This is a genomic window from Haloferax sp. Q22 (assembly GCF_001482285.1).
Taxonomy (GTDB): Archaea; Halobacteriota; Halobacteria; order Halobacteriales; family Haloferacaceae; genus Haloferax.
In genome coordinates, this window is the sequence record NZ_LOEP01000027.1 from 1 (window position 1) to 16,243 (window position 16,243).

Below are 16,243 nucleotides of genomic sequence, written 5' to 3' on the forward strand. Positions count from 1 at the left end.
CGAAGGATCATCTTGCAGGGTCGCTGAGCTCATTCCACCTCAGCATTCACCCTGCTCTTTGGTGTGCTAATCGTTCTATGACACCCTCAGTGCCAATAACAGCAATCACCCCGACCTATCTGGTCAGGTTCTCGTAGCCGTCTTCCGTGACGATGATGGTGTCTTCGGCCTGTCCGACCATCGCGCCCTCTTCTTCTTTCAGGACGGGGTAGCCGCGGAGGATGCCCTGCTGTTCGAGCCGACGGATGGCCATCTCGGAGCGGCCGCCCTCGAACCAGCGGGCCGCGAAGGGGAGCAGTTTGTACTTCTCGCGCACCTCGTCGAGCAGTTTGCGCGACATGCGGTCGCGGACCGAGCGGTCGTTGACGAGGCTGTAAATCTCGTTTTTCGAGCCCTCGGTGACCTTGCCGGAGCCGTCGGTTGCGAACGGTTCGATGGCGATTACGTCGCCGACTTCGAGTTCGACGCCGCGGTCCGCGCCGCGGTTCGGGATCGTCGGGTCGGTGTGGGCGTCCCACTGCTCGACGCCGTGGCCCGAGAGGTTGAGGACGGGCGTGTAGCCGTAGCCGCGAATCACGTCCTCGATTTCCGCGCCGATTTTCCCGGTGTGCGCGCCCGCTTCGACCATGTCGAGGGCGGCGTCGAGCGCCTCCTCCGCGGACTCGACGAGTTCGTCGTTGCCCGAGAGGTCGACGGTCACGGCGGAGTCGGCGATGTAGCCGTCGACGTGGACGCCGACGTCGAGACAGACCATGTCCTCGCCGAACACGGTGTCGTCGTCGCGGCCGGGGCTGGCGTGCGACGCCTCCTCGTTGACGCTGATGTTGACCGGGAAGGCACAGCCGTCGGCGAGTTCGCGGATGCGTTCTTCGGCGTGTTCGGCGACTTCGAGGTGGGTGACGCCCGGTTCGACCATCTCGGCCGACTCGTCTAACACCGTGCGGAGGACCTCCCCTGCCTCTCGATACTTCTCGACCGTCTCGTCGTCGAGGGGTCCGATGCTCATGGCCGCGACTTCGCGGCCGCGCCGGAAAGCGATTGCGGGATGGCTGGCGACCGACGGCGAGTCGCCGTTCCCTGCTCGCGCGGTGTGGGTGATAACCACTACCGTGTCTATATAGCACAACATTCCGAAACTAGCAACCCTTTCTTAGGCCGGGATGCTCTGCAACAGGAGAGAACGTTTCCAATGAGTGTCCCATCCTTCCACCCCGACGTCGCCGAGCAACACCTTCGAGTCGACATCGACGACTGGGACGACGTGTACGTCGTCGGCGACGTACACGGGTGTCTGCCGGCGCTCGAACGCCTCGTCGACCGGCTCGACCCCTCCGAGGACGACCTCGTCGTCTTCGTCGGCGACCTCGTGCGGAAGGGCCCCGACAGCAAGGGCGTCGTGGACTACGTCCGCGAGCGCGACAACTTCCTGACCGTCCGCGGCAACAACGAGGAGAAGCTCATCCGCGGCACGAAGGAGATAGACGCGCTGACCGACGACGACCTCGAATGGATATCGAACCTCCCGGTCGCCATTACGTGGGACGGGGCCATCGTCGTCCACGGCGGCGTCCACCCCGAAAAGCCGCTCGACGAACACGATATCGACGACCTCGAGAACACCCGGGCGATGAACCCCGGCGACAGCTACGACGGCCCGTTCTGGTTCGAGTACTACGAGGGCCCCGAGCGCGTCTTCTTCGGTCACACGGTCATGGCTCACCCCGCCGTGTTCAAGCACGCGATGGGCCTTGACACGGGCGCAGTTTACGGCGGCGCGCTCACGGCCTACGACCTCCACGCCGACGAACTCGTCGCCGTCGAGGCCGAGGTCACCCACGAGTCGCGGAAGGACTCGAAGATTCTCGAACCCCGCCAGCCCGCGTTGGTCTGAGCCCCGCCGAGGCGAAGGTGGGAGCGACGGCGGAGGCGGCGAACTAAAGGTCGCCGCCGAACCATTTCCTCTCAGCACATGTCCGACGACGAGGCTCGCGGCGGCGACTCGCAGGCCCGACACGCCAGTCAGCGGACTGCGCCGGTCCGCGCCCGCGAGCGCGGTGACGACGAGTCCCTCCCGGCCGACGCCGACCTTTCCGACCCCGCGCTGTACCTCAACCGCGAACTCAGCGAACTCGCCTTCCACGAGCGCGTCCTCAACGAGGCGATAGGCGACCGCAACCCGCTTTTCGAGCGCGTCAAGTTCCTCTCGATTCTCACCTCGAACCTCGACGAGTTCTTCATGAAGCGCGTCGGCGGGCTGAAACAGCAGATGGCCGCGGGCGTGAGCGAACTCTCGCCCGACGGTCGGACCCCGAACCAGCAGTGGTCGCTCGTCCTCGACCGCGCCCGCGACCTACTCGGCCGGCAGTCCGACTGCTTCCACGACCTCGTCCGGCCCGCGCTCGCCGACGCGGGCATCGAAATCGTCGGCTACGACGACCTCGCGGCCGACGAGCGGGCGGCTCTGCGCGACTACTTCGAGGCGTCGGTCCTGCCGACGCTCACGCCCCTGACGTTCGAGCCGGCCCATCCGTTCCCGTTCATTTCGAACCTCTCGCTGTCGCTCGCGGTCCGAACGACCGAGGGCGACGACGAGCCGACGAAGTTCTCGCGGGTCAAAGTCCCCGGCAACCGCCCGCGACTCGTCAACGTGGCCGAGCGCGTCGGCGGCGCGGGCGGGAAAGAGGAGTCCGCTGACTCGTCCGTGTCCGCCGCCGCCCCCGTCAGGTTCGTTCCGCTCGTGGCCGTCATCGAGCGCAACATCGACCTCCTGTTCCCGAACGTTGAGGTCATCGACACCTCCGCGTTCAGGGTGACGCGGAACGCCGAGGTCCGCCGCAACGAGGAGGTCGCCGAGGGCCTCATCGCCACGATAGAGGACGTGCTCCGCCAGCGCCGGTTCGCCACGGTCGTTCGGCTGGAGGTCCAGTCGGACACGCCCGAGGCGGTCCGCGACCTCCTCGCGGAACAACTCGGCGTGGACGACCCCGAGGTGTTCGAGCGCGACATGCCCCTCGACTACGGGAGCCTCACGTCGCTTTTCGACCTCGACCGCCCGGAACTCGAAGTCGCGCCGTGGACGCCCCAACCCCACCCGCGGTTCGCCGGCCGCTCGGCCGACGACCCCGAGTCGGTGTTCGCCGAAATCGCCCGCAAGGACGTACTCGTCCACCACCCGTACCACTCGTTTACGGGCACCGTCGGAACGTTCCTCGCGGCCGCCGCGGCCGACCCCGACGTGCTCGCCATCAAGGCCTCCATCTACCGGACTGCGCCGGACTCCGAGGTCATCGAGACGCTCATCGAGGCCGCGAAGAACGGCAAGCAGGTCGCGGTGATGGTCGAACTCAAAGCGCGGTTCGACGAGGAGAACAACCTCCGGTGGGTTCGCCGCCTCGAAGAGGAGGGCATCCACGTCGCCTACGGCACCATCGGGCTGAAGACTCACTCGAAGACGGCGCTCGTCGTCCGCGAGGAGGACGACGAGGTGCGGCTGTACTCCCACGTCGCCACCGGCAACTACCACTCCCAGACGGCGAAGCTCTACACCGACCTCGGACTGTTCACGGCCGACCCCGACATCGGCCAGGACCTCGTGCGCCTGTTCAACTTCTTCACCGGCCACTCGCGACAGAAGGCGTACCGGAAACTGCTGGTCGCGCCGACGAACCTCCGGGAGAAGATGACCCGACTCGTTCGTCGGGAGGCCGACCACGCCCGCGCCGGCCGCGACGCCCGCATCGTCGCCAAGATGAACGCCCTCGAAGACCCCGCGATGGTCCGCGAACTCTACGAGGCGTCGATGGCCGGCGTCGATATCGACCTCGTGGTCCGCGGCATCTGCCGGCTCAGGCCCGGAATCGAAGGGCTCTCGGAGAACGTCTCGGTGTCGAGCGTCGTCGGTCGGTTCCTCGAACACTCGCGTATCTTCTACTTCGAAAACGCGGGCGACCCGGACTACTACGTCGGCTCCGCCGACTGGATGACCCGCAACCTCGACCGCCGGGTCGAGGCCGTCGCGCCCGTCGACGACCCCGAACACCGCGCGGAACTCGACGCCGTCCTCGACGCGCTCCTGTCGGACAACCGCCGGCGCTGGGTGATGGACGCCGACGGTCGGTACCAGCAACTCCGCCCGGCAGACGACGCACAGGAAGTCGAGGCGCATACTGTCCTGATGAACCGGGCGCTGGCGGAGACCCACCGGTCGAAGAACGGCGACCGCGAGTCGTAGCGTGCCCGACACGACTGGCCCGCACATTTAGTTGGACAGAAGACATATTCTGCCCCACGTCGCAGACGAGCCTATGAACTCTCCTCACCACCGAAGACGTATCCTCCAGCGTACCGGCATCGTTCTCGTCTTCGGAATCGGTCTCGCAGGATGTCTCGCCGACACACCGACTGGTGATGGCTCACCCACCACGACTCACCCCGAGACGACCGATGACCAGACGGCAACACCGGAATCTGAAACTGCAGTTCCACTCACCGAAGTTTCAGACGAGGACGCCAAAGCCCGAGCGCTCGCCGCCGAAGAAGCCTATCTCGAAACCCGTTTGCAGAACGCCACCTGTCTCCTGAGTTGGGGAACGACGCCGACGACGGCGAGCAAAGAAGCGATGGTCGTCGAACGCTCTGCCGACGGCGTCGTCGACGTGACACATCCGTACTGGTACGGCAAAGAAGGCGAAGAAGCGGACTCGTCCTCGGAGGCGTTCTATCTCGTGACTGAGACGGACGTCGAACGCACCAGCGGTGACGACGTCTCTCCCTGTTGACCCGAACAGCGTACCGCCGAAAAATAGCCGTCGTCAGGCGCTCGGTTGCACCCGCGCGAGCACGTCGCCGCGGTCGAAGTCGCCGCCCTCGGCGACGAGTATCTCCGTGACCGCCCCCGTCGCCGGCGCGGCCACGTCGATGCTCACCTTCTCGACCTGTATCTCGCAGAGCGTCTCGCCCTCGTCGACCGCCGACCCCTCGCGGACGAACCAGTTGGCGAGGTAGCCCTCGGCCACGTCGTCGGCGTCGTCGGGCCACGAATCGGTCGAGTTCACGTCGACCGCGTCACTCATCGGCCGCCTCCGTTTGGTTCCGATGCTCCCTTCATTCGTGGAGTTCGCGGACGGCCGCCGCGATGTCGTCGGTGCCGGGATTGACCTCGTCTTCGAGCGAGCGGGCGTAGGGAATCGGCACGTCGGGGATGGCGAGGCGCTTGACGGCCGAGAGGTCGTCCAGTGCGCCCTCGGCGGCCCGCGCGATGATTTCGCCCGTCACGCCGAACGACTGGTAGTCCTCGTCTACGACGAGGAGTTTCCCGGTCTTGCGGACCGAGTCGAGCACCGTCTCAGTGTCGAGGGGGACGAGCGTTCGGAGGTCGATGACCTCGGCGTCGATGCCGTCGTCGTCGAGCTGTTCCGCGGCCTCCATCGCCCGGTGGACGTGCAGGCCGAGAGTGACGACGGTCACGTCGTCGCCGGGGCGCTTTACGTCGGCCTCGCCGAACGGAATCGTGTAGTCGTCCTTGGGAACCCCGGTCTTCGGGCCCGAGGGCGAGGGCATCCAGCCGAGGCCCATGAGGCGCTTGTGGAACATGTAGACGACCGGGTCGTCGTCGCGGATGGCGCTGTGCATCAGGCCCTTGGCGTCGTAGGCCGTCGAGGGGACGACGACTTTCATCCCCGGCAGGTGGGCGAAGGTTCCGTAGAGCGTCTGGGAGTGCTGGCCGGCGTCGTTGTAAGTCCCGCCGACGGCCGTGGTCAGCACCATCGGGACCGAAAAGGACCCGCCGCTCATGTAGGTGTTCTTCGCCATGTTGTTGTAGATCTGGTCCATGGCGACGCCGAAGAAGTCGACGAACATCAGTTCGGCAATCGGGCGCATGCCGGCCTGTGCGGCCCCGACGGCCGCGCCGAGGTAGGCCGTCTCGCTGATGGGTACGTCCATCACGCGGTCGCGGCCGAACTCGTCCAAGAGGCCGGTCGTACTGGAGAAGATGCCGCCGTAGTCGGCCACGTCCTCGCCCATGTAGAACACCTCCTCGTTCTCGCGCATCTCCCACGCGATGGCCTCGACCATCGCCCTGCTCATGGTCAGTTCGCGGTCCGTCTCTGTCGCTTCCGTGTAGTCTCGTGATTCGGTCGCCATCAGTTGTCACCTCCCGTCTCGTCGGCGTCACCCGACGCGTCCGCCGCGCTCCCGCCGTCCGTTGCCGCCTGCGCCGGCGGGTTCGTAAACACGTTCTCGTACGCCTCCTCCGGGTCTGGTTCGGGCTGTTCTTTCGCCCACGAAATCGCCTCTTCGACCCGCTCGTGGGCGCGCTCTCGAATCTCGTCGAGTTCGTCGTCGGTCACGCCGTGCGAGCGGAGGTCCTCGGCGAGTCGCTCGATGGAGTCACGCTGTTTCGCGCGGTCGATGTCGGCCTCCGGGCGATAGGCCTCGGCGTCACCCATGAAATGACCCATCCGGCGGTGGACCTGTACCTCGATGAGCGTCGGCCCGTTGCCGTCGCGGGCGCGCATCACGGCCTCGCCGGCGGCCTCGTAGACCGCCGTGGCGTCATCGGAGTCGATGCGGACGCCCGGAAGGTCGAAGCCGGCGGCGCGCTGTGCGCCGTTCTGCACGTCGGTCACGCGGTCTTTCGGCATGCTGATGGCCCAATCGTTGTCCTCGACGACGAAGACGACCGGGAGGTCGTGGACCGCCGCGAGGTTCAGCGATTCGAGGAAGCCGCCCTGGTCGATAGCGCCCTCGCCGAGGAAGGCGACGGCGACCGAGTCGGTGTTCCGCTTTTTCGCCGCCATCGCCGCGCCGACCGCCGGCGGACAGCCCTGCGCGATGATGCCCGAACACGCGAAGTTCACGTCGGGGTCGAACAGGTGCATGTGGCCGCCCTTCCCGCGGCACAGCCCCGTCTTCCGACCGAAAATCTCGGCCGTCATGCGCTTGAGGTCGACGCCCTTCGCGATGGCGATGTGGTGCGGTCGGTGCGGCGCGGTCACCGTGTCGTCGTCTCGGAGATGCATGCAGACGCCCGCTCCGGACGCCTCGTGGCCGGCCGCGAGGTGGAGTTCGCCGGGAATCGGCCCTGCCGAGATGTCGAACGCCGGCTGCTTGCCGACGAGATACTCGTCCACCAGTCGCTCCTCGTAGTGCCGAGCAGTCACCATCTGCTCGTACATCGTCTGTAGGTCGGTAACACTCACCATGGTTGGCGTTCGGGTGTACTCCCGATTGTATATCAACATTAATTGTGTAAGTCATGACCATCAGAACGAGCGGACTACGAATTCAGGAGGGTCGACGGGTCGAGACAGGCCTAAGCCGCAGTCCGCCGTATCGTCTCGTATGAACGACACGACGCCGAACCTCGTCTCGATACCCGTCGGTGACGCGGTGCTGGAGGGCGACCTCCGCATTCCGCCCGAGGCGTCGGGACTCGTGGTGTTCGCCCACGGCAGCGGCAGCAGTCGGGAAAGCCCGCGAAACAACTTCGTCGCCGAGGTCATCCGCGACCGCGGGGTCGGGACGCTCCTTTTCGACCTGCTCACGGAGGCGGAGGACGAGCAGTACGAAACGAGGTTCGACATCCCGCTTTTGACCGACCGATTGCTCGGCGCGACCGAGTGGCTCCGCGGCCGCGACGACACCGCCGACCTCGACTACGGCTATTTCGGGTCGAGCACTGGCGCGGCGGCGGCGCTCCTCGCGGCCGCCGACCTCGGCGACGACACCGGTGCGGTCGTCTCTCGCGGCGGGCGCGTCGACCTCGCGGAGTCCCGACTCGGCGACGTGACGGCACCGACGCTGTTCGTCGTCGGCGGTGCCGACGAACCAGTTCTGGGGCTGAACCGCGACGCGTTCGCGGAACTCGACTGCGAGAAGTCGCTGGAAGTCGTCAAGGGCGCGGGCCACCTGTTCGAGGGGCCGGGCGAGCTGGACGAGGTGGCCGACCTCGCCGCCGACTGGTTCGAAGCAAACCTCGGCTGAGCGCATCGCTCGCGGAGTCGAGTACGGGGCGACCGGGGCGGCTGGGGGGTCGGGACGGTCAGCGCGAGAACTTGAGGTCTTTCGCGGGGTCTTCGACGACGACCCACCAGCGGACGTCCTCCTTGGGGTGGCGGCGCTCGACGTGTTCGTCGAGCCGGTCGCCGGAGTCGAAATCGCGGCCGCAGAGGTTGCAACGGTGGTGTCTGTTGGCCATGGCTACGGATACACCATAGATGATAATCAACATAGATGGCTAACCACCTCCGACGCGGCCGAGTTGTTGCAGACGGCCTGAACCGGTACGTTTAGGACGGTTTATTCGAAAACCACCGCATCAATGACAGAACCCGAGTCGACGGAGCTCGACGAATCCGTTCGCGAGGCCGTTGAACGGTCACGAAGCGGTGCGCCGGCGGTCGGTTCGGTGGTTCGCGACCGGTTTTCGTCCGACGAGGTGTTCCAGCGCATCGTCGCGGCCGCGGACGAGGAGATAACCTCCGGCGCGCGGGAACTGTTCTTCAGCGCCCTCGCCGCGGGCTTCGCGATTACGATCACGTTCCTCCTCTACGTCTCGATGAAAGCGTCCACCGGCGGCGACCCGGTGTTAAGTGCGATGCTCTATCCGCTCGGGTTCATCTACATCATTATCGGGGGCTATCAGCTCTACACCGAGAACACGCTCCCGCCGGTCGCGTTGACGCTGGAGCGATTGGCCAGTATCCCCGCGCTCTTGCGTAACTGGGTCGTCGTCCTCGCGGGGAACCTCTTCGGCGGGACGCTCGGTGCGGCCGCCCTCGCCTTCGGCGGCGTCCTCTCGCCGGAAGCCGCGAACGCGGCGCTCGAACTCGCTCAGAAGGGCGTCGAGACGCCATGGTGGAGTCTCTTCTTCAAGGCCGCGTTCGCCGGCCTCATCGTCGCCGGCGTCGTCTGGGTCACCTTCGCCGCCCGCGACACTATCTCTCGTCTCGCCGTCGTCTATCTCGCGTTCCTCGCGGTTCCGCTGGGTGGCCTCTTCCACGTCGTCGTCTCCTACACCGAGATGGTCTACCTCGTGATGAACGGCCAGCTGGCGTTCCTCGTCGGACTGACCCAGTTCGTCGTCCCCGTGCTGTTGGGCAACACCTTCGGCGGCGTCGTCCTCGTCACCGTCGTCAACTACTTCCAGACGACGGAAAACCGGTTAGAATCCGCTCGTTTCGAGGGCGCGAAACGGCAGCTCTCGATTCGTGAGTGGGTACTGGGTGGACTCGCCGGTCGGTCGTACGTTCCGCTTATCGAGACCGAAGAGGGAACCGACGACCACCCGGACTCCTACCGGGTCGTCGTCCCCATCGCGAACCCGCGGACCGAGTCGCACGTCGTCGAACTCGCCTGCACGCTCGCGAAGTCGAAAGAAGACGCCATCGTCGATATCGTCCACGTGGTGCAAGTCCCCTCGCGCGTCTCACAACGCTACGGCGCCGCACAGAACCAACGGATTATCTCACACTCCAACGAGCAGCTCGAAGACGCCCGCGAACGCGCCGCCGGCTATGACATCGAAGCCCGGACGTCGACCGTCGTCTCACACCGCTCGTTCGAGGAGATTTTCACCGTCGCCCGCCGCAAAGACGCGGACCTCGTCATCATGGGCTGGAGCAACGACCGAATCTGGGCGGGAGGACGCGCAGAGCGGACGATGAGCGAGTTGACGAGCCGCCTGCCCTGTGATTTCCTCGTCCTCAACGACCGGAACTACGACACCAGTCGACTCCTCTTGCCGACGGTCGATAGCCCCCACTCGGCGCTCAGCGCCGAGGTCGCGAAGTCCCTCCAGTCGGCCGTCGGGTCGGAGGTGACGCTCCTCCACGTCGTCGACGGTCCGGACGACCGCGAACGGGGCGAGGCGTTCCTCTCCGACTGGGCGACCGAACACGACCTACAGGACGCGGCGCGAATCGTCGACGACTCCGGCGACATCGAACGAGCCATCGCCGAACGGGCCGACAGCCACTCGATGGTGCTGATGGGCGCGACCGAACAGGGCCTTCTCACTCGACTCCTGACCGACTCGCTGCACCTCGACGTGGTCAACGACACCGACCACGCGGTTCTCTTGGTGGAACGCGCCACCGACCGAAGCCTCAGACAGCGTCTGTTCGGACGCTGAGGCGGTCGGCTCCTCTTCTCGCGGTCGCTTCCGCCTCGCTCTCAGTCGCGACGACGTTCGAACTGGTCGCCACCGACCGCGCCGTTTTTGTAACCGTAGGGAAGACGAATACACATGAGCTCAGACGCCGACCAGGCGATAACGGTCTACTCGGACTACGTGTGTCCCTTCTGTTACCTCGGGAGGCAGTCCCTGTCGCAGTATCAAGAGACGAGAGACGAGGAACTCGACATCGACTGGCATCCGTTCGACCTGCGGAGTCAGAAGCGCCGCCCCGATGGAAGCATCGACTTCTCGGTCGACGACGGAAAAGACGAAGACTACTACGAGCAAGCGAAGCAGGGAGTCCGACGGTTACAAGAGCGGTACGGCGTCGAGATGAATCTGGACCTCGGGACCGACGTGGACTCGCTCCCGGCGCAAATCGTCTCGTACTACCTGAAGGGACACGCCGACTACGAGACGTGGCTCGCGTTCGACGAGGCGGTTTTCGAGGCGCTCTGGCAGGACGGTAGAGACATCGGCGACGAGGCGGTGCTCGTCGAACTCGCCGAAGCGGTGGGCGTCGACGGCGAGGAAGTCACGTCCGCGCTCGACGACGAGACGCTTCGGACCGAAGTGCGCGAACGATTCAGTGAGGCTCAGCAACACGGCGTCACGGGTGTTCCGACCTTCGCATACGAGGGGTACGCCGCCCGAGGAGCGGTTCCGCCGGAGCAACTAGAGCGACTCGTCGAGGGAACGTAGACACCGGACGACCGAGAAACGAGACCGACGGCGCTCGAAGAGTCGTCACGCCCGCCGGCGAGTCGGTTCACCCGGCGGTGTTCGTTTCGAGCATCCGACGAAGCGCGACTTCCATCTCCTCGAACTCCGAGAGTTCGAGTTCGTCGGTCGTGACGATGACGCCGCGGTCGCCGCTGACGACGCGGCCGACGAAACCGTCCGAGAAGACGCGGAGCGTGAACTCGTACTCGCCGAAGTCGGGACCCGTGTCGCCCCCGCCAACGTTGTAGGTCTCTTGCGGGCCGAACCCGATGCGCTCGCTCTCGACGAGTTCGAATTTGGCGGCGCGCGCCGCGATCTCGTCGCCGTCGTAGAGGTCCCGTCGGACGTACAGCACGTCGAAGTCGTCGCGGGTGAAGTAGACGACGCTCCGCAGGGAGTCTCCGAGCGTCGCTCGGCAGGTAGAGACGAGAGCGTCGGCGACGCTCCCAGTGATTGTCGGCGTTGATTCAGTCACGGAAATAGATAGCACGCCGCAGTATTTGGCCGTCTCGCCTCTCCGACCACTCGGTCTCCGCACCGCTCGGTCCGGCGCGGTTCAGGCCAGTCGGAACCGCGTATCGGTGAGTTCCTCCGAAACGTCCCAGAGCCGTGCGGCGGTTTCGGGGTCTCTAGCGCGGTCGCTCGGCTCCGCGATGCCGGGGTTGCCGCGCATGCCGAACACCCCCTGCGGGCCGACGTACTCCCCGCTTTCGACGGCCGGCGACGTGGCGGCGTACAGAAGCGGGAGCGCGCCCATCTCGGCCGACTGGGCGAATATCACGTTCCCGAGCTTGCTCATCCAGTACCGGAGCGTTGACCCGGATGCCTCGGGGCCGCGGAACTGGAGGTTGGTGGCGGCGTAGCCGGGATGTGCGCCCACGCTCAGCACGTCGTCGATACCCGCGACGGTCAGCCGGCGGTCGAGCTCGAACGCGAAAAGCAGGTTCGAGAGCTTGCTCTGGGCGTAGGCGTCCCACTCATCGTAGTCGCGTTCGCCCTGCAGGTCGTCGAACTCCATCCGACCGCGCTCGTGGAGGCCGCTCGACATCGTGACGAGCCGCGTCTCGCCGGGCGTGTCGCGGAGCGTCGGGAACAGGTGGGCGCTCAGGGCGAAGTGGCCGAGGTGGTTCACGCCGAACTGCGTCTCGAAGCCCTGTGCGGTCTCCCGCCGGGGGATGGCCATCACACCGGCGTTGTTGCAGAGGACGTGCAGCGACCCGTGTTCGGCGGCGAACTCGTCAGCGAACCGGCGGACTGAGTCGAGGTCGGCGAGGTCGAGTTCCGAGAGGGTCAGCGAGGCCGCCGGCACCGAGTCGCGGATGTCGGCCATCGCGTCCTCGCCGCGGTCGAGGCTCCGGCAGGCCATGACGACGTGCGCGCCCTTCTCGGCGAACATGCGCGTCGCTTCGAAGCCGAGGCCGCTGTTCGCGCCGGTGACGACGACGGTCTTCCCCGAGAGGTCGGGGGCGTCGGCCGCGGTCCAATCGCTCATGGGGACCTCCAAGGACCGAACCGAGTAAACCGTGGCGGCGACGGTCAGCGCGACTGAAGACGGCTGAGCGACCGCCGCGACGACCTCACTTCGACGCGGTGCTGGTCTGCATCCCGTCGGAGTTGTACGCCGAGCCGAAGCCCTCGTCGTCGAGGAGGATGATGCCCGCGGACGACCCGGTGAGTTCGCCGAACTCCTCGATAGCGAGGTCGGCCGCGGTCTGGGCGTCGCAGCCGCGTTCGAGATGTCCGACGGCGCGACGCGCGAGTGTCACGCGTGCGATGTCTTCACCTGCTCCCGTGGTCGACGCGCCGCCCGCGGGAGAGGCGTAGAAGCCCGAGCCGATCTGCGGCACGTCGCCGACGCGGCCGGCGAGGGCGAACCAGCGGCCGCCGGTCGAGGTCGCGGAGGCGAACGTCTCGCCGTCGGTGGCGACCGCCCCGACCGTGTCGTGGCCGGGAAGGCGAGTATCGCGAGCCGAGCGGCCACTGCCTGCCGAGGTTCCCTCGTTCGTCGGCAGATTGCCGTCACTCGCTTCGGCCGTCGGGTCGCTCGTACTCCCACCGAACCGGTCGGCGAGCCACGCGAGGTGTTCGCTGGGTGAGCCATCGGGAGCGTCCGCGTTCTCCCAGCGCTCGCGGGTCTCGTCGGTGAAGAGGTCGACGCCGGTCTCGACGCCCGCGTCGGCGGCGAACTCGACCGCCGGTTTCCCCGTCAGGAGGACGTGCGGGGTGTCTTCGAGGACCGCCCGCGCGACGGAGACGGCGTGTTCGACGCCTTCCATGCCGGAGGCCGCGCCGGCGCGGCGGTCGCTGAGCATGACGCCCGCGTCAGTGCGGACGACGCCGTCGGACTGGACCGCGCCGCCGACGCCCGCGTTGAATCGGTGGTCCGATTCGAGGACGCGGACCGCAGTCTCGACCGCCGAAAGCGGGTCGGCTTCGCTCGCGCCCGCGTCGGCCGCGTCATCCAAGACGGCCTGTCTGGGCTCCGGTTCGCCGGGGATACCGCCAGCACCGCCGTGGAGGATAATTCGCATACGAGGGTGTCTTCGGAGCGTGGTCCTAAACGTATCGACCGATGAATGGAGCGATACTTGCACTTCGCCGTCGATAACGGCAGGACTTTTACACCGCACTGGAAAACCCAAATTGTTCATGAGCTACGACCAGATTGAGGTTCCGGACGACGGCGAGAAGATCACGGTCGACGAGGAGACGGGTAAGCTCTCCGTCCCCGACAATCCGATTATTCCGATCATCCACGGCGACGGAATCGGAACGGACGTCGGCCCCGCCGCGCAGAAGGTCCTCGACGCCGCCGCCGAGGCGACCGGCCGCTCTGTCTCTTGGATGCGCGTCTACGCCGGTTCGTCCGCCCGCGACAAGTACGACGAAAACCTCCCGGAGGACACGGTAAGCGCTATCCGCAACCACCGCGTCGCAATCAAGGGCCCGCTCACGACGCCCGTCGGCGCCGGCTTCCGCTCGCTCAACGTCGCGCTCCGTAAGAAGCTCGACCTGTACGCGAACGTCCGCCCGACCTACCACCTCGACGGCGTCCCGTCGCCCGTGAAGAACCCCTCGGCGATGGACATGGTCACGTTCCGCGAGAACACCGAAGACGTGTACGCCGGCATCGAGTGGGAAGCCGGCACCGACGAGGTCCAGCAGGTCAAGGAGTTCGTCGAAGAGGAGATGGGCGCGACGGGCGTCATCCACGACGGCCCCGTCGGCATCGGCATCAAGCCCATCACCGAGTTCGGGACGAAGCGCCTCGTCCGCGAGGCCATCGAGTACGCCCTCGAAAACGACCGCGACTCCGTCACCCTCGTCCACAAGGGTAACATCATGAAGTTCACCGAGGGCGCGTTCCGCGACTGGGGCTACGAACTCGCAGAAGAGGAGTTCGGCGACGTCACCATCACGGAAGACGAGCTCTGGGAGGAGTACGACGGCGAGAAGCCCGAGGACAAGGTCGTCGTCAAGGACCGCATCGCGGACAACATGCTCCAGCAGCTTCTCACCCGCACCGCCGACTACGACGTCATCGCCACGATGAACCTCAACGGCGACTACATGTCCGACGCCGCCGGCGCGCAGATCGGTGGCCTCGGCATCGCCCCCGGCGCGAACTTCGGCGAAGGTCTCTGTCTCGCAGAGCCCGTCCACGGCTCCGCGCCCAAGTACGCCGGCGAGGACAAGGTCAACCCGACCGCGATGATTCTCTCCGGCCGCCTCATGTTCGAGTACATGGGCTGGAAGGACGCCGGTAAGCTCATCCGCGACGCCGTCGAGAAGACCATCTCGGACGGCGACGTGACCTACGACCTCGAACGCCAGATCGAGGGCGGCAACAAGCTCGCCACGAGCGAGTACGCCGACAAGGTCGTCGAGAACATCAACGAACTGGCCTAAGCCAGTTCGTTGAGCAGCCAGAAATCTTCGATTTCTGGATACATTCACGAATTGGCGTAAGCGAACACACCACTTCTCTCTCGCGGCACCGACGCCGCACTCTTTCGCGCCGACTACAGTCGATTCGGGTCTCGCCAGCGCTGAATCCGGTTCCACAGGGGACGAACGACGCCGAAGACGACCGCGCCAGCGGTGTCGGCGACGATATCGACGCCCGTGTCTTCCAAGTAGACCGAACGCGGCCACTCGACCCAGAAGCTAGTGAAGAGCCGCTCGTACACCTCGAACCACGTGCCGATGGCGGCGACGGCCATCGGGAGGACGACGAGGAGCGCGACCCGCGAGTGGAGCAGGCGGGGGTTGAGGACGTAGAGGACCGCCGCGACGCCGAACCCCGAGGCGGCGTGGACGAGGATGTCCCACCACCAGATGCGGGTGTAGAGAAACAGCGCCATGCTCGTGAAGTGCGTCGCGGTGACGACGCCCCCGAACACCGCGACGGCGGCCATCTCTCGGGGTCGCTCTTCCCACCCGGCAAGTACCATCTCGTCCCAGGTGCGCCTCAGCATGCGCGGGGAGATGTGCGGGTCGCGCCGAGTACGGTGAGGAGGGTCGGTGCCGGGGCTGCTGCGAGCGGAAGCATAGACGAGAGATAGGACATCATCGATATGTACGTTATCCCGACGGAGCAACACGTTTGGGGTTAAATTAACCCCGCCGACGGGGGCATCACGTTCGGGGTCAGCGGTTCGACGGGGAGTCGTTGTCCGCCTTCTCGCCGCCGTCGGAGCGGAGGTGACCGGAGGAGGGCGGCGAGTCACTGCGGGGGCTGTCCGCCCGCGCCCGCGACCTGAGGACGCCCTCGACGAGGGCGAAAAAGCCGAGGCCGCCGACCACGTCGACCACGAGGTCTATCGCGGTGTCCTCGGCGTAGTAGGCCATCGACCAGCCCCACCAGAAGTCCTTGAACAGGTACTCGTACACCTCGAACCCCGCGCCGATGGCGAGGATGATGCCACCGACGACGACTGGAGCGCGAGCGCCCCGGAAGGTCCGCGGGAACACGAGGAACAACACGCCTGCGACGCCGAAGCCCGAAAGCGAGTGAGTGAGCACGTCCCACCACCAGATTCTCGTGTAGATGTCGTACGCGAGCCCACCGAAGTGGAGCGCGCTGACGACCGCCGCCCAGACGCCGACGAACACCCACAGCCACGGCTCGCGTGCGAGCTTCGAGTGACTCATGGTCGCCCGCCGCTCGGCGGGGTATCCGGGGTGTTCGACGCGCCGGGCGCTATCCATGGAGGAAGTACGCGGGGGAAGGGCATAGTTAGGGACTACCGTCTACCGAATGGTGACACTGGACTGATAAATGCTTTCTCCTCATATGTTTTGACTGAACTATCCGGAGAACGCATTCGAGAGGCACTC

17 protein-coding genes are annotated in these 16,243 nt (G+C 66.0%); 7 read left to right on the top strand and 10 right to left on the bottom strand.

Going from position 1 to position 16,243, the window contains the following annotated elements; translation table 11 throughout:
* Positions 1 to 115: 115 nt before the first annotated feature.
* Positions 116 to 1,006, bottom strand: a complete 891-nt coding sequence (map, locus tag AM590_RS10860; RefSeq protein ID WP_058827731.1) for a type II methionyl aminopeptidase — start codon at positions 1,004 to 1,006, stop codon at positions 116 to 118.
* Positions 1,007 to 1,189: 183 nt separating this feature from the next.
* Between map and AM590_RS10865 the strand changes: the two genes are divergently transcribed.
* The 3 genes from AM590_RS10865 to AM590_RS10875 all read left to right on the top strand — a co-directional run bounded on the left by AM590_RS10865 (position 1,190) and on the right by AM590_RS10875 (position 4,778).
* Positions 1,190 to 1,891 (top strand): metallophosphoesterase family protein, encoded by a 702-nt coding sequence (locus AM590_RS10865; protein ID WP_058827500.1) that lies wholly within the window; start codon positions 1,190 to 1,192, stop codon positions 1,889 to 1,891.
* A gap of 78 nt (positions 1,892 to 1,969) precedes the next feature.
* Positions 1,970 to 4,231 carry a polyphosphate kinase 1 gene (ppk1, locus tag AM590_RS10870; RefSeq protein WP_058827501.1) on the top strand — a complete coding sequence of 754 codons (2,262 nt, stop codon included), beginning with the start codon at positions 1,970 to 1,972 and terminating at the stop codon, positions 4,229 to 4,231.
* 73 nt (positions 4,232 to 4,304) lie between these two features.
* Positions 4,305 to 4,778: a hypothetical protein gene (locus tag AM590_RS10875; RefSeq protein ID WP_058827502.1), complete on the top strand. Its 474-nt coding sequence runs from the start codon at positions 4,305 to 4,307 to the stop codon at positions 4,776 to 4,778.
* 33 nt (positions 4,779 to 4,811) lie between these two features.
* Here AM590_RS10875 and AM590_RS10880 read toward each other — a convergent pair whose 3' ends face one another.
* Genes AM590_RS10880 through AM590_RS10890 form a run of 3 tightly spaced genes read right to left on the bottom strand, consistent with a single transcriptional unit; the run spans position 4,812 to position 7,178 of the window.
* Entirely contained in the window at positions 4,812 to 5,072 is a 261-nt protein-coding gene (locus AM590_RS10880) for a lipoyl domain-containing protein (RefSeq protein WP_058827503.1), read from the bottom strand.
* A 31-nt stretch (positions 5,073 to 5,103) separates the two neighbouring features.
* Positions 5,104 to 6,144 carry an alpha-ketoacid dehydrogenase subunit beta gene (locus AM590_RS10885; protein ID WP_004974849.1) on the bottom strand — a complete coding sequence of 347 codons (1,041 nt, stop codon included), beginning with the start codon at positions 6,142 to 6,144 and terminating at the stop codon, positions 5,104 to 5,106.
* The gene (locus AM590_RS10890) at positions 6,144 to 7,178 is read right to left on the bottom strand and encodes a thiamine pyrophosphate-dependent dehydrogenase E1 component subunit alpha (protein ID WP_058827732.1); all 1,035 of its coding nucleotides are present in this window, start codon (positions 7,176 to 7,178) and stop codon (positions 6,144 to 6,146) included. The genes AM590_RS10885 and AM590_RS10890 overlap by 1 nt, the downstream gene beginning before the upstream one ends.
* 166 nt (positions 7,179 to 7,344) lie before the next feature.
* On the opposite strand from AM590_RS10890, the gene AM590_RS10895 reads away from it, so the two are divergent.
* Entirely contained in the window at positions 7,345 to 7,986 is a 642-nt protein-coding gene (locus tag AM590_RS10895; RefSeq protein WP_058827504.1) for a dienelactone hydrolase family protein, read from the top strand.
* 58 nt (positions 7,987 to 8,044) lie between these two features.
* Here AM590_RS10895 and AM590_RS20850 read toward each other — a convergent pair whose 3' ends face one another.
* Positions 8,045 to 8,200, bottom strand: a complete 156-nt coding sequence (locus AM590_RS20850) for a hypothetical protein (protein WP_172795790.1) — start codon at positions 8,198 to 8,200, stop codon at positions 8,045 to 8,047.
* Positions 8,201 to 8,323: 123 nt separating this feature from the next.
* Between AM590_RS20850 and AM590_RS10900 the strand changes: the two genes are divergently transcribed.
* Positions 8,324 to 10,135: a formate/nitrite transporter family protein gene (locus AM590_RS10900; RefSeq protein ID WP_058827505.1), complete on the top strand. Its 1,812-nt coding sequence runs from the start codon at positions 8,324 to 8,326 to the stop codon at positions 10,133 to 10,135.
* A 114-nt stretch (positions 10,136 to 10,249) separates the two neighbouring features.
* A complete protein-coding gene (locus tag AM590_RS10905; RefSeq protein ID WP_058827506.1) occupies positions 10,250 to 10,882 on the top strand; it encodes a DsbA family protein in 633 nt (210 codons plus the stop codon).
* 67 nt (positions 10,883 to 10,949) lie between these two features.
* Here the strand turns inward: AM590_RS10905 and AM590_RS10910 are convergent, their stop codons facing one another.
* The 3 genes from AM590_RS10910 to AM590_RS10920 form a co-directional block, all read right to left on the bottom strand.
* Positions 10,950 to 11,378 carry a hypothetical protein gene (locus AM590_RS10910; protein ID WP_058827507.1) on the bottom strand — a complete coding sequence of 143 codons (429 nt, stop codon included), beginning with the start codon at positions 11,376 to 11,378 and terminating at the stop codon, positions 10,950 to 10,952.
* 81 nt (positions 11,379 to 11,459) lie between these two features.
* Positions 11,460 to 12,395, bottom strand: coding sequence for an oxidoreductase (locus AM590_RS10915; protein ID WP_058827508.1), 936 nt, complete (start codon positions 12,393 to 12,395; stop codon positions 11,460 to 11,462).
* An 85-nt stretch (positions 12,396 to 12,480) separates the two neighbouring features.
* Complete coding sequence (locus AM590_RS10920) at positions 12,481 to 13,434, bottom strand: isoaspartyl peptidase/L-asparaginase (RefSeq protein WP_058827509.1); 954 nt, start codon at positions 13,432 to 13,434, stop codon at positions 12,481 to 12,483.
* A 118-nt stretch (positions 13,435 to 13,552) separates the two neighbouring features.
* On the opposite strand from AM590_RS10920, the gene icd reads away from it, so the two are divergent.
* Complete coding sequence (icd, locus tag AM590_RS10925; protein WP_058827510.1) at positions 13,553 to 14,812, top strand: isocitrate dehydrogenase (NADP(+)); 1,260 nt, start codon at positions 13,553 to 13,555, stop codon at positions 14,810 to 14,812.
* 113 nt (positions 14,813 to 14,925) lie between these two features.
* On the opposite strand, the gene AM590_RS10930 is transcribed toward icd, so the two are convergent.
* Together AM590_RS10930 and AM590_RS10935 are read right to left on the bottom strand one after the other, a co-directional pair.
* Complete coding sequence (locus tag AM590_RS10930; protein ID WP_058827511.1) at positions 14,926 to 15,381, bottom strand: hypothetical protein; 456 nt, start codon at positions 15,379 to 15,381, stop codon at positions 14,926 to 14,928.
* Positions 15,382 to 15,553: 172 nt separating this feature from the next.
* Entirely contained in the window at positions 15,554 to 16,057 is a 504-nt protein-coding gene (locus AM590_RS10935) for a hypothetical protein (RefSeq protein ID WP_082677717.1), read from the bottom strand.
* Positions 16,058 to 16,243 lie beyond the last annotated feature (186 nt).